The sequence below is a fragment of the Photobacterium angustum genome (assembly GCF_003026365.1).
GTDB lineage: Bacteria > Pseudomonadota > Gammaproteobacteria > Enterobacterales > Vibrionaceae > Photobacterium > Photobacterium angustum.
In genome coordinates, this window is sequence record NZ_PYOM01000030.1 from 19,888 (window position 1) to 33,454 (window position 13,567).

The 13,567-nt window shown below is 37.0% G+C and carries 14 protein-coding genes; 8 read left to right on the forward strand and 6 right to left on the reverse strand.

Annotation, left to right across the window (positions count from 1 at the left end):
• Positions 1-2: 2 nt before the first annotated feature.
• The gene (locus CTN01_RS21775; protein WP_045150209.1) at positions 3-221 is read left to right on the forward strand and encodes a DUF6500 family protein; all 219 of its coding nucleotides are present in this window, start codon (positions 3-5) and stop codon (positions 219-221) included.
• A 249-nt stretch (positions 222-470) separates the two neighbouring features.
• Positions 471-998: a DUF1471 domain-containing protein gene (locus CTN01_RS21780; protein WP_146150440.1), complete on the forward strand. Its 528-nt coding sequence runs from the start codon at positions 471-473 to the stop codon at positions 996-998.
• Positions 999-1,108: 110 nt separating this feature from the next.
• Here the strand turns inward: CTN01_RS21780 and CTN01_RS21785 are convergent, their stop codons facing one another.
• On the reverse strand, positions 1,109-1,867 hold the full coding sequence (locus CTN01_RS21785; RefSeq protein ID WP_045150206.1) for a DeoR/GlpR family DNA-binding transcription regulator: 759 nt from the start codon (positions 1,865-1,867) through the stop codon (positions 1,109-1,111).
• A gap of 32 nt (positions 1,868-1,899) precedes the next feature.
• On the reverse strand, positions 1,900-2,613 hold the full coding sequence (locus CTN01_RS21790) for a glycerophosphoryl diester phosphodiesterase (protein WP_045150205.1): 714 nt from the start codon (positions 2,611-2,613) through the stop codon (positions 1,900-1,902).
• A 228-nt stretch (positions 2,614-2,841) separates the two neighbouring features.
• Here CTN01_RS21790 and ugpB point away from each other — a divergent pair, with 228 nt between their 5' ends.
• The 6 genes from ugpB (at position 2,842) to CTN01_RS21820 (ending at position 8,506) form a co-directional block, all read left to right on the forward strand.
• On the forward strand, positions 2,842-4,152 hold the full coding sequence (gene ugpB / locus CTN01_RS21795) for a sn-glycerol-3-phosphate ABC transporter substrate-binding protein UgpB (RefSeq protein ID WP_045186452.1): 1,311 nt from the start codon (positions 2,842-2,844) through the stop codon (positions 4,150-4,152).
• Positions 4,153-4,232: 80 nt separating this feature from the next.
• Positions 4,233-5,114: a sn-glycerol-3-phosphate ABC transporter permease UgpA gene (gene ugpA, locus CTN01_RS21800; protein WP_045150204.1), complete on the forward strand. Its 882-nt coding sequence runs from the start codon at positions 4,233-4,235 to the stop codon at positions 5,112-5,114.
• The gene (ugpE, locus tag CTN01_RS21805; RefSeq protein ID WP_045082376.1) at positions 5,114-5,962 is read left to right on the forward strand and encodes a sn-glycerol-3-phosphate ABC transporter permease UgpE; all 849 of its coding nucleotides are present in this window, start codon (positions 5,114-5,116) and stop codon (positions 5,960-5,962) included. Before ugpA ends, ugpE begins: the two co-directional genes overlap by 1 nt.
• Positions 5,963-7,078 carry a sn-glycerol-3-phosphate import ATP-binding protein UgpC gene (locus CTN01_RS21810; protein WP_045150203.1) on the forward strand — a complete coding sequence of 372 codons (1,116 nt, stop codon included), beginning with the start codon at positions 5,963-5,965 and terminating at the stop codon, positions 7,076-7,078. It begins immediately after the preceding gene.
• Positions 7,071-7,883 carry an HAD-IIB family hydrolase gene (locus CTN01_RS21815; protein WP_045150202.1) on the forward strand — a complete coding sequence of 271 codons (813 nt, stop codon included), beginning with the start codon at positions 7,071-7,073 and terminating at the stop codon, positions 7,881-7,883. Before CTN01_RS21810 ends, CTN01_RS21815 begins: the two co-directional genes overlap by 8 nt.
• Positions 7,884-8,077: 194 nt before the next feature.
• Positions 8,078-8,506, forward strand: a complete 429-nt coding sequence (locus CTN01_RS21820; RefSeq protein WP_045150201.1) for a GNAT family N-acetyltransferase — start codon at positions 8,078-8,080, stop codon at positions 8,504-8,506.
• Positions 8,507-8,630: 124 nt separating this feature from the next.
• On the opposite strand, the gene CTN01_RS21825 is transcribed toward CTN01_RS21820, so the two are convergent.
• The 4 genes from CTN01_RS21825 to CTN01_RS21840 all read right to left on the reverse strand — a co-directional run bounded on the left by CTN01_RS21825 (position 8,631) and on the right by CTN01_RS21840 (position 13,283).
• Positions 8,631-9,671 (reverse strand): SEL1-like repeat protein, encoded by a 1,041-nt coding sequence (locus CTN01_RS21825; protein WP_045150200.1) that lies wholly within the window; start codon positions 9,669-9,671, stop codon positions 8,631-8,633.
• A 153-nt stretch (positions 9,672-9,824) separates the two neighbouring features.
• A complete protein-coding gene (locus CTN01_RS21830; protein ID WP_107342213.1) occupies positions 9,825-10,868 on the reverse strand; it encodes an SEL1-like repeat protein in 1,044 nt (347 codons plus the stop codon).
• Positions 10,869-11,019: 151 nt separating this feature from the next.
• A complete protein-coding gene (locus CTN01_RS21835) occupies positions 11,020-12,060 on the reverse strand; it encodes an SEL1-like repeat protein (RefSeq protein WP_045150199.1) in 1,041 nt (346 codons plus the stop codon).
• A 182-nt stretch (positions 12,061-12,242) separates the two neighbouring features.
• On the reverse strand, positions 12,243-13,283 hold the full coding sequence (locus CTN01_RS21840) for a hypothetical protein (protein ID WP_107342214.1): 1,041 nt from the start codon (positions 13,281-13,283) through the stop codon (positions 12,243-12,245).
• Between the last annotated feature and the right edge of the window lie 284 nt (positions 13,284-13,567).

The window sequence follows — 13,567 nt, forward strand, 5'->3', positions numbered from 1 at the left end:
TAATGAGAGCATCACTAAGAAATAAAATTATAGATGTGTGCAATAAAAAGATAACTAGTAAAGGTGAAAATGTAGGCGTGTCATTTTACGCTTTTTTCAAAAACAAAAATGACGATCCTGACTTGTTAATGGAAGCTGCTAAATGGTGGATTGAAACGCATCAGCTCGATCATTTTGAAAAAGCGTCCACAATCAAGTTGATGGTTGAATCAGGGAAATGAATCTTAGTCTATGCAAAATAAGTTAATGGTTTGTTTAAAAATATATAAATATTAGTTCTATATCGACTGAAAAGTAGTGAAAATGTCAAAAGTGAAATTATTCTATATTGAGTGTTATTAATTTGTTTTGTTGCTAGGTTGAAGATGTAAATTTGCTATCTTAGAATATACATAATCTTATTAGTGTCGATAATTACCATGAAAAAAATAACTCTCTTAATAATTTGTTTTTTATTAGTCTCTGGTTGTGTGACAAGAAAAATACACGTTTCACCGGAAGCAAATAAAGTGACGGCAATTTCACCTGCTCTAGCAAAAGAAGAAAAGTGCCAAATTATTGCTACTCACTCGATTAAAGATGCGCACCCAAATAACGTAGATCGTGAACTGAAAAATGTCACTTATGCTAAGGGTGGTAATCATTTTGCTATCATAGAGGTTATGGATACCAAGAGTTCACGTCCTAGTAGTGTTGTTGCAGAGTTATACAACTGTAATGACAGAACAGCTGAAAATACTGATTCAGAACTTCTTCCTGGTGCTGAAAATGTTAAGCCGCTAATTATTTCAGATATGAATCAAAAGCAGTGTACGTTAATTGATACTGACGTTGTGAAAAGTACTCATGCTGATAATTTAGAAGCTGAAATTGCAAATAAAACTTACATGTTAGGCGGTAACCGCTTCCATATCACTAAAGTGATTGATACGGAGGAGGGTAAAGCAAATTCAGTTGTTATTGATGCTTATCGTTGTGGTAAAGAGCTCACTCAATAACACTCTCTTAAATAAAATTAAAAGCAATAATGTTGTTTTGTAATGATATGCAAAATGATTTATTGCTTTTTCTTTGTGAAGTTAAGCTCAAATGTATACTTCAATTAAAATCAATTATCTTTGATATTGTTACTAAATACACGATCAAACTGGCAAAGAGGCGCAACTTTTGTACTGGCTTTACGTTGCCATTTTGTATGATTGGCTACTAACCAGGTTTGTTGCGAATTGTCTAAAATTGCCTGACTAACTCTGCTTTCTCTTAGCTCATGCTCCATCGCCACAGCTTGCTTTTTCTCTGCTGAATTTGTGGTTTGAGGTGAGGAGTAAGGTAATTCACTGATACCCGCGCAGCCAATAATACCGATGTCTGCTGCAAATTGACTAAAGTAATTAAGTACCGTGTCATCGACAATATCACCACCGTTCGCTCTTATTTTGCCACTGGGTATCCAAGTTTCTATATTTTCGAACTTAGAGAGCGTATGCGCAGCTTGAAAATTATTCGTCACTACTCGTAATTCTCGGTGGTTTACTAATTGCTCAGCGATACACGCAATGGTGGTTCCGATACCTAAAAATAATGTACACCCATTAGGGATGGCTTTAGCGACGTTTCTTGCTATTTCTTGTTTTTCGTCTTTATTGGTGATTTGTCTTGCATCGTAACTTCGATTGCTTAACGTAACAGGAAGACCAACGCCACCATGGTGACGCATAGCGATCCCTAGTTGGCAAAGTAAGTTAATGTCGCGTCTGATGGTTTGTGGTGTTATTTCAAACTTTTGCGCTAATTCTTCAATTGAGCAATATTCTTGCTTATGTATTAAAGTAATTATTTGTTGTTGACGGGTACTTAAATCATCCATGAAATATGTTGCCATCCTCTATTTGATTATTTTTATGCTAGGTAACGGTTTGGCGTATCGGTGATCATCATATCAACTCCCCATAGCCAGTGATCTTCAACAAGTTCCGGTTGGTTCGGGGTGTAACAGTAAAGCTGATAACCTAAATGTTTTACTGCTTTTGCTTTTTCTTCTGTTAAATAACGATAATTACAATGAACACTAAAAGCGTCTAGCTCTATCAAAACATCAGCGTGATTATTTGGGATCGTTTCCCACAATTGACCTCTTCTAACGTGAGGAAGATGCTGCTTTATAGCTAATAGCGCTGATTGGTCAAAACTAGAGAAAAGCATCAACTCAGGTTCAATATTTAGCTTATTAATCACTTCAGCCACTTTTTCACATAGCAAATGAATACAGTCTCCTGCGTGAATTTTTAATTCTATATTTAACGCCACCTTAGCTTCACTTGTTAGCTGTAATACTTCTTCTAATGTCGGTATGCTTTCCCCCTTAAAATCATCGCTAAACCAAGAGCCAGCATCTAGCTGTTTTAGTTCTGTTTTTGATAAGTTTCTCACTTCCCCTTTGCCGTTACTGCAACGATTTACTGTCTTGTCGTGTATTACCATAGGAACGTGATCAGCACTTAATTGAACGTCAATTTCAATCCACTCACAGCCATAGTTAATTGCTTCTTTCATCGCTGCAAGGGTGTTTTCAGGGGCTAAGCTCGAAAAACCACGGTGAGCTGTAATTTTCATTTTCATTTCCATCTGTAGTTATTTTCAAATGAACTATCCATGTGTTTGATGAAAATTTTATTACATCTGCTTTGAAAGTCTTAATCTTATTTACTTCATGCAACTGTAACAGAGATGTCACTTTTTGCTTCTAATGTTCACTTGAAAATAAACGAGTGGTTGGAACACAAGAAGTGAACATCCACTAAATCGTCAGCTTTTGTTAAAAATGGTTTCCAAGGAATAAAAATGGCTTTTAAACATATTGCAGGACTTGCCGTTACAGCGGCGCTAATGAGTACACAAGTGCAAGCAAAGACCGAAATTGAATGGTGGCATGCTATGGGTGGGGCATTAGGTAAAAAGGTGAATGAAATTGCCGATAACTTTAATGCCAGCCAATCTGAATACGAGATTAAACCTGTTTTTAAAGGTACTTATGCCGAAACGATGACAGGTGCAATTGCTGCATTTAGAGCGAAAGAGCAGCCTGCCATTGTACAAGTTTTCGAAGTAGGCACTGCCACTATGATGGGAGCGAAGAAAGCGGTTTATCCTGTATATGAATTAATGGCTGATACCAAAGAACCTTTTAACAAAAACGATTATTTATCAGCTGTAACAGGTTATTACACTACTAACGATGGCAAAATGTTATCCTTGCCATTTAACAGTTCAACCCCAGTGCTTTATTACAACAAAGAGATGTTTGCTAAAGCGGGGATTACCTCTCCACCCAAAACATGGAAACAAGTAGAAGAAGATTCTCGCAAGCTGATTGCTTCAGGTGCTAAATGTGGCTTTAGTACAACATGGCAGTCATGGACGCAAATCGAAAACTTCGGTGCAAGAAACAATGTTGCAATGGCAACCAACAATAATGGCTTTGATGGTGTAGATACCAAATTTACCTTTAATAATGCGCCTTTCGTTAAACATATTGAACAGATGGGTAAGTGGGCTAAAGAAGGTCTGTTCAAATATGGTGGACGTCAGTCTGATGGTATGCCGCTTTTCTATACAGGTGAGTGTGCGATGACCATGGGCTCATCTGCGGGTCTAGCTGGTATTCAAGAGAATATGAAAGGGGTAGATGTCGGTGTTGCACAATTACCTTATGATGATGAATTAGTTAAAAAACCACAAAACACGATTATAGGTGGCGCGTCGTTATGGGTACTTCGTGGACACTCAAAAGAAGAATACAAAGGTGTTGCTAAGTTCTTTACCTACCTTTCAAGCCCTGCGGTTCAAGCTGATTGGCACCAATTCTCTGGTTACTTACCAATCACAGAAAAAGCGTACGAACTCACCCAAAAGCAAGGCTTTTACAAAACTCACCCGGGGACAGATGTTGCTGTTAAGCAGATGACATCAACAACACCTACGGTTAATTCAAAAGGTTTACGCTTCGGTAACTTCTTACAAACGCGCGACATTATTAATGAAGAACTTGAAGCCGTATGGGCGGGTAAAATTTCGGCAAAAGAAGCATTAGATAATGCGAAAAGCCGAGGTGACGCGCAGCTTCGTCGCTTTGAAAGAACACAAAAATCATAATTTAAATATTTGATTAAGATTCATCCCCCGCTAATTTGGGCGGGGGATATACACCTTGCCTGTATTATTTTGGTATTTGTATGTCATCCCCTGTTGTATTTAAAAACAAATGGCTTCCGTTTTTCCTTATTGCGCCACAACTTATGATCACGTTTGTGTTCTTTATTTGGCCAGCAGGACAAGCGATTTATCAATCATCTCTACTTGAAGATGCTTTTGGTATGAGCCAAGAATTTGTTGGTTTCGAAAACTTCATGAACCTGTTTCATGATCCTAATTACTTAGATGCTTTTTTTACGACACTCCAGTTCAGTATTAGTGTTGCCGTATTAGCATTAGTTTGTGCATTAATATTATCGGCATTAGCCGAGCAAATTATCCGTGGTTCATTAGCCTATCGAACATTCTTAATTTGGCCTTACGCTGTAGCACCGGCTGTTGCAGGTTCATTGTGGCTATTTTTGTTTGACCCAACGATTGGTGTGTTTACCGATATGCTGCATTTCTTGGGCGTAGATTGGAACCCTAAACTCAATGGCAGCCATGCGATGTGGATGGTGATCATTACTTCGACTTGGAAGCAGATCAGTTATAACTTTCTGTTCTTCTTAGCGGCATTACAATCTGTCCCTAAATCATTGCACGAAGCCGCAGCGATCGACGGCAGTGGTCCGATTAAGCGCTTCTTAACGATCAGTTTCCCACTGATCTCCCCAACGAGCTTTTTCCTATTAGTCGTGAATTTTGTCTACGCCTTTTTTGATACTTTCGCGATTATTCATGCGATGACACAAGGCGGGCCAAGTAACAGCACCTCTACCTTGGTTTACAAGGTATTTAATGATGGCTTCATCGGATTAGATTTAGGTGGCTCTGCGGCACAGTCAGTGATCCTAATGATATTGGTTGCTTTATTAACGGTTATTCAATTTAAGTATGTTGAAAAGAAGGTAGCGTACTAATGGTAGAAAGAAGACCTCTTTTTAATTTTTGTTGTCATTTATTGTTGATACTTGGCGTGATCTCTATCGCGTTACCAGTATGGTTAGCCGTTGTGGCAACGACACACGAGAACCATGATTTCGCGACAAGTACTCCTCTATGGTTTGGTGATCTTGGGTTCAGTATTTTTAAAGATTTACTCAGTGGGCATACAGCTTTTAGCGATAAATCTTTATCCATAAATGGGCTATTACTTAACTCGTTTATTATGGCGATATGTATCACTGTGGGTAAATTAACAATCTCTATTATGTCTGCTTATGCGGTGGTTTTTTTCCGTTTCCGCGGCAGGATGATTGCTTTTTGGTTGATCTTTTTCACCCTGATGTTGCCTGTTGAAGTGCGTATTATGCCGACTTTTGAGGTGATCAGTAATTTGGGGATGTTGAATTCATTTTCAGGTTTAACCATTCCATTGATTGCCAGTGCAACAGCCACGTTCCTATTCAGGCAGTTCTTTTTAACGATTCCCAATGAACTCGTTGAAGCCGCACGGATTGATGGTGCAGGTCCAATAAAATTCTTTTTCGATATTTTATTACCATTATCACGCACCAATATCGCAGCCTTATTTGTGATCACTTTCATCTACGGTTGGAACCAATATTTATGGCCGTTATTGATCACGACGGATACCCATTATTTCACTATCGTCATGGCGATCAAGCAAATGACGGGAGTGGTTGATGGTGTCATTGAATGGAACAAAATTATGGCAACCACGATTATCGCAATGCTACCACCAGTCATTGTCGTTATAGCAATGCAAAAAGCCTTTGTTAAAGGCCTAGTTGATTCGGAGAAATAAATGTCTACTTTAACGCTTAATAAAATTGCGAAATCTTACCCTAATGGTTTTAAAGCAATTCATGAACTGAACCTTGATATTTCAGACGGTGAAATGGTGGTATTAGTTGGTCCAAGTGGTTGTGGTAAATCAACATTACTTCGAATGATTGCAGGGCTTGAAGAAATATCATCAGGTGATTTAAGCATAGATACGACACGGGTCAACGATCTCGAGCCGGGTGAGCGTGATATTGCGATGGTTTTTCAAAACTATGCCTTATATCCGCACATGACGGTATTTAATAATATGGCTTATGGTTTACGTAACCGTAAAACGCCAAAACACGAGATTGAACGCTTAGTCAATGAAGCGGCGACCATGTTAGAGCTTGATCATTTATTGGATCGCAAACCTAATCAATTATCGGGTGGTCAGCGTCAGCGTGTCGCTATGGGTCGGGCTATTGTAAGACACCCTAAAGTGTTCCTTTTTGATGAGCCATTATCAAATCTCGACGCTAAGTTACGTGTTCAAATGCGCCTTGAAATCAAAAAGCTACAACGTCGCCTTGGTACGACATCTGTATACGTTACGCATGATCAGGTAGAAGCAATGACTCTGGCTGATAAGTTAGTGGTGTTGAACAAAGGTAACGTCGAGCAAGTGGGGACACCGATAGAAATTTATGACAACCCAGCATCTTTATTTGTTGCGACATTCATTGGTTCTCCCTCAATGAACATTCTTGATGCGAATATGACGTCTCAAGGTATCGAACTAAATGGCTCTGTAAAATCGCTATTAGCAAAACCTTTAGAGCAAAAGAAAGTGAAGCTTGGGCTTCGTCCTGAACATCTACAAATCGATAATGATCAGCCTTGGTTTAATGTTGAAGTCGAGTTTATTGAAGCATTAGGGGCTGACTTATTACTTTATTGCCAGACACAAGAGCCCCAATCGCAACAACTCGTTTTACGAGTAGAAGGGCACAGCCCAATTGAAATGGGTGATACCTTGGGAGTGAATATTAAACCTGAAAATATCCATTTATTTGATTGTGACACTTCTAAGCGCATACCTTATGATCACTTCAAACAAAATGAAGAAGTGATTCTTGGAGTGGTAAATGGTTGAGTCATTGGACAAGGTAGATGTACATCAGCTGAAAAAACTGAAATGGTTACTGACAGATGTCGATGATACGTTAACTTGGGAAGGTAAGTTACCTCCAGAAACGTTACAAGCGTTAAGTAAACTCGAAGCCGTTGGTGTTAAGGTTATTGCTGTAACGGGAGCCTGTGCAGGTTGGTGCGATCAAATGGCAAAGTTATGGCCTTTGCATGGTGTTATTGGCGAAAATGGCGCGTTTTGGATGCGTAAAGATCAGCAAGGTTTTACGACACACTATATTCGTAATGACGAGATGATGAAAAGAGAGCAACAAACACTGAGCCATGCTATTGAAAGTTTGTTACTTGATTATCCAGATGTAAGTTTGAGCCTTGATCAACCTTTTCGGTTTTGCGATGTTGCCGTCAATATTACACAAGATAGAGCGCCGTTACCTTCTGATGTAACGAAAACCATTCTTGAAAAGATAAAGCATCTTGATATTGAAGGGCAGAAAGTTCATGCAACACAAAGCTCAATTCATATTAATGCTTGGGTCGGTCATCATAGTAAACAACAAACGAGTGAAGCTTACTTAACGCAATTTGCACCAGATGAAAATCTTGATCTAACTGAAATCAGTTATGTTGGCGATTCTTTAAATGATGAAGGTATGTTTGCATGGTTGCCATTAACATTTGGTGTTAATAATATCCGCGCTTTATTACCTAAGTTAAATCATCACCCCCAATTTATTACGACAGAAAATGGGGGGTATGGATTTGCCGAATTAGCGGAAAAGATAGTTAAGGCAAAAAAAAACCATTAATTAAAAAAGCACTCAATTGAGTGCTTTTTTATTAGCAATTTTCTTTAATAACGGCTCAAACTAAAAATGTATTTACACTTGCTACTAATGATTCTAACCGACGTCGCAGAATAGCCGATAACCCAAAGCATTAAGATAATTTTCATGCTAATTTTTTCGCGGTAATATTTTGTTTATCGCTATTGGAGCAAACATTGAAAATTGAAGTATCTGTTCAGCCGTCTGAGCATCAATTACAAGTGATAAGTGATGGTATTAGTGCGTTTAACGCACCGTATTTACCGAGTGATGGAGAGTTTGAATCAGGCTTACGTTTTGCGATTATGGCGCAGAATGATCAAGGTGAATATGTCGGTGGGCTGCAAGCAAGTGTGGTATGGAGTTATTGTGTATTGGAGTTACTTTGGCTATCTGAAGAAACTCGTGGGCATGGTGTTGGCTCTGAACTTATCGAACATTTAGTGGCGTTCGCGAAAGAAAAACAATTAACTCAAATACGTACTGAAACGTTAGATTTTCAAGCAAAACCGTTTTATGAAAAACAGGGATTTAAAGTCTATGGTGAAATTGAAGATTCACCGAAAGGGCATAAAACTTACTTCTTGGTTAAGACCTTAACTTAGCGATATTTTTGAGTTTTTGAATAAAAAAAAAGAATGGTACACCTAATTACTGCTGGGCAATAATTTGCTTTAATTATTGATTAAAAAAGCGCTTCCTTTTCATTTAGGAAGCGCTCAAAAATAATTAACCTTCAGGCACGTGAGCACCATCAATATAAATCACTCTTTTTACCGAATCAGCTTTTTCTTGAGCCTTTTTATTCGCAGCAATTAAGGCGTCTTTTTCTTTTGGTGGGTGGGTAAAACTTAATCCAAAATCATCGCCATTAAATAAGTCTGTCGCTTTAGCTGCAATATACTTTTGTGTTTCTGTTAATGAATCATCATGAAGGCTATAAATCCTAAAACCAGTCCAAGATTTATTCGAACCTACTTTTATGCCCTGTGCGATGAGCTCCTTAAATAACTTACTTTGGGTTCTTTGATATTTACCTTCAAAACTCATCAATGATTCAATAGCTGGTACAAAGTTATTAAACCGCGCATAATTAAGAAGATCAACAGCCATAGCTTCCATGTTTTTATTTGGTTTATCTTCATTGATAATCTTATTAGCATATTCTACTAATGGGTAGTAGTAATGCTTTTCAGCAGATTGAATAACCGCATCAATATATTTCTCGTGGGTTAGGTCAGGTTTCAATGTTGTACTGTAATATACTGCACGAACGTCGCCTGTTTTGGCTTTTTCAGCAAAGAGCTTTTGTGCTTTACCTACCCATTTTTCACTGCATTCACTGGAATAGTACATTTGACAAATATCGTTTTTAGGCGAAAAAAACAATGCTGCATAAGGGTTGCCTTGTTCAGCTGATTCCATATATAGCTTTTTAGCCATAGGGTTGTTTTTAATACCCGTTCCCCATGTAATTGATGCTAACCAAAATTTTGCGTCAGGATTTTGGCTCTTTGCCATTGGCTCAAGTTGTTTCTTTGCCTCAGCCCAAAGATTACGTTGGATGTACAAAACACTTTCAAACAGTGGATCACCAGGCATATATATACTTGCTACATCAATAGATGAGCTGATGCTTGAGAGCGGATTTTCTGATAAAAATTGTTCAAATACAGCAATATCAGCTTGTTGAGGTGTTGTTGCTTTTGAACATCCATTTAAGACTAAAAAAGAGAAAACTAATAGTAGGGTAGTAATAGTTACTTTCATGCATTTAAGGCCTTAACTTAGCGTACTGAGAAGCTAATTGATTTTAATGCATAATTGTACACCTAAAAATTACTAGGCAATAATTTGCTAGAGGTGATTAAAAAGCGCTACTTAAATAGTTATGTAGCGCTTTTCAAACAGTTAAATTAAATGCTAATAAAGAACTTGATAATGAGCACCATCTATAAAGATTACTTTTTTTACCTTATCTACCTTTTCTTGAGCTTTTTTATTCGCAGCAATTAAGGCATCTTTTTCTTTAGGTGGTTGGGTGAAACTTATTGCAAAGTCATCACCATTAAAGAGCTCAGTTGCTTTTGCTGCAATATATTTCTTTTTCTCAGATAAAGAGTCATCTTCAATACTTAAGATTCTATATCCTCGCCAAGCATAGTTTGAACCCAAAGAAATGCCTTGCTTCATTAATTTTTTATATAAAGAACCATTCATTCTTTTATGTTTACCCTCAATTTTCATTAAGGATTCAATAGCAGGAACAAAGTTATTAAAACTTGCATAGTTAAGAAGCTTAATAGCGATTTCCTTCATTTCTTGATTAGAATCTTCTGCTTTTCTTAAATTATTAGAGTATTCAACAAGCGGATAGTAGTATTGATTTTTAGCTGCATTGATAATGGCATTAATATATTGCTCGTGGGTTAAATCTGGTTTCAATATTGTGCTGTAATATACTGCTCGAACGTCGCCATTTTCTGCTTGTTCTGCAAACAGTTTTTGTGCTTTTTCTACCCACTTCTCACTGCATTGATTTTTAAAATACATATTACAATAGCGGCTATCTGGTGAAAAAAATAGAGCGGCATAGGGGTTGCCTAACTCTGCTGCTTCAATCAACATTTTTCCGGCCTTCGGAGTCTCATATATACTCGAACCGTAGGTAATGGTGGCTAACCAATACATCGCTTCTGGATTTTTTTTATCGGCTAAAGGTTGAAGTGCTTTTTCAGCTTTTCCCCATAACCTGCGCTGAACATTCAACACTCCTTCAAAAAGTGGGTCACCTTGTTGGTATATACTTGCGATCTCAACGGTTGGACTTACTGACGATATAGGATTTTCTGATAAAAATTGTTCAAACACAGCAATATCGGCCTTTTTTGGCTCTGTTGCTTTTGAGCATCCATTTAAGACTAAAAAAGAGAAAACTAATAATAGTGTACTAATAGTTACTTTCATGCATTTAGACCTTAACTTAGCGGACTGAGAAGCTGATTGATTTTAATGCACAATAGTACACCTAAAAATTACTGAGCAATAATTTGCTTTAATCATTGATTAAAAAAGCGCTTCCTTTTCATTTAGGAAGCACTCAAAAATTAAAAAATAATTAACCTTCAGGTACGTGAGCACCATCAATATAAATCACTCTTTTTACCGAATCTGCTTTTTCTTGTGCTTTATTATTCGCAGCAATCAAAGCTTCTTTTTCTTTAGGTGGATGAGTAAAGCTTATTGCAAAGTCATCACCATTAAAAAGCTCAGTTGCTTTTGCTGCAATATATTTCTCTTTTTCAGATAAAGAGTCATCTTCAATACTTAAGATTCTATATCCTCTCCAGGCATAATTTGCACCCAAAGAGATACCTTGTGTCATTAATTCTTTATATATAGAACCATTCATTCTTTTATGTTTACCCTCAATTTTCATTAAGGATTCAATAGCAGGAACAAAGTTATTAAAACGTGCATAATTGAGAAGCTCAATAGCGAGTTCCTTCATTTCTTGATTGGAATCTTCTGCTTTTCTTAAATTATTAGAGTATTCAACAAGCGGGTAGTAATAATGCTTTTCTGCAGATTGAATAACCGCATCAATATATTCCTCGTGGGTTAAATCTGGTTTCAATATTGTGCTGTAATATAAGGCACGAACGTTGCCTGTTTTTGCTTGTTCTGCAAAGAGTTTTTGTGCTTTCTCTACCCATTTTTCACTGCATTCACTGGAATAGTACATTTGACAAATATCGTTTTTAGGCGAAAAAAACAATGCTGCATAAGGGTTACCTTGTTCCGCTGATTCCATATATAACTTTTTAGCTATAGGGTTGTTTTTAATGCCCGTTCCCCATGTAATAGATGCTAACCAAAATTTTGCGTCAGGATTTTGGTTCTTTGCCATAGGTTCAAGTTGTTTCTTTGCCTCAGCCCAAAGGTTACGTTGGATATACAAAACACTTTCAAAAAGCGGATCACTAGGCTGATAGATACTCGCAATATCAATAGAAGGGTTGATACTTGATATCGGGTTTTCTGATAAAAATTGTTCAAACACAGCAATATCGGCCTGTTGTGGCTCTGTTGCTTTTGAGCAACCGGTTAAGGCTAAAAAAGAGAAAACTAATAGAAGGGTAGTAATAGTTACTTTCATGCATTTAAGGCCTTAACTTAGAGACATCTTGAATTTTTTAAATATAAAAACGAAATGGTATGCTTAAAATCGTTGTACATGATACTTATCAAGCGTGGGTGTAAAAAAGGTGATTTAATAAAAAGCACTTCTTGATTATTTAGGAAGTGCTTTAAAAATAATATTAATTATTGGGTAGATAATTAATAAAATACTCGCGGGTGAGCACCATCAATATAAATCACTTTTTTCACTGAATCAGCTTTTTCTTGAGCCTTTTTATTCGCTGAAATTAAAGCTTCTTTGTCTTTAGGAGGATGAGTAATACTTATTGTAAAATCATCACCATTAAAATACTTCGTAGCTTTAGCAGAAATATACTTCTGTGTGTCAGATAGCGAAGAACTTTTGTAGCTATATAGTTGATATCCTTTCCAAGCCGCATTTGAGCCAACCGTCATGCCTTGTTCTATCAACTGATTGAACAATTTACTATTAGTACGATCATATTTTCCCTCATAATCCATCAATGACTCAATAGCTGGCACAAAATTTTGGTATCGTGCATAGTTAAGAAGTTTTACAGCTATGTTTTCCATATCCTTGTCAGGATTTTTCTCATTAATAATTAGATTCGAATATTCAACAAGCGGATAATAATAATGATTTTTAGCTGCATTGATAATGGCATTAATATATTGCTCGTGGGTTAAATCTGGTTTTAATATCGTACTGTAATATACTGCTCGAACGTCACCTGTTTTTGCTTGTTCTGCAAACAAGTTTCTTGCTTTTTTCGTCCATTCTTTACTGCATTTACTGGGAAAATACATTTGACACTGCTCATCATTGCTAGACAGTGCCATTGCTGAATAGGGATAACTTTCAGCCGAAACTCTTAATAGATCGTATGCTTTCGCTTTATCGTTAATCCCTGAACGATAAATTACTTTTGCCAGCCAAAACATAGCCTCTGGTTGTTTATTCTTCGCTAATGGTGTTAATTCTTTTTCTGCAATATCTAAGCGCTTTCGCTGTATACCTAAAACGGCCTTAAAAAGTGGATCACCAGGCCGGTAGATACTCGCAATATCAATAGAAGGGTTGATACTTGATATCGGGTTTTCTGATAAAAATTGTTCAAACACAGCAATATCGGCTTGTTGAGGTGTTGTTGCTTTTGAGCATCCATTTAAGACTAAAAAAGAGAAAACTAATAATAGGGTAGTAATATTTACTTTCATGCATTTAAGGCCTTAACTTAGCGATATCTTTGAGTTTTTAAATAGGAAAAAGAATGGTACACCTAATTACTGTTGGGCAATAATTGGCCTAAAATCTCAAATTTTCTGGATAAATCGTAGATACATATTCAAGTTACCGTTTACGTATATTGTTTTTACCGATAAAAAACGCTCCCATTAGAGGGAGCGTTTAAGGCAATGAATGTAAGGGCTATACAAGATTAGCGAAGTACTCTCACCGTATGTTTACTTAAGAACTCTTTAGCAAAGTCGTTGACTTGTTT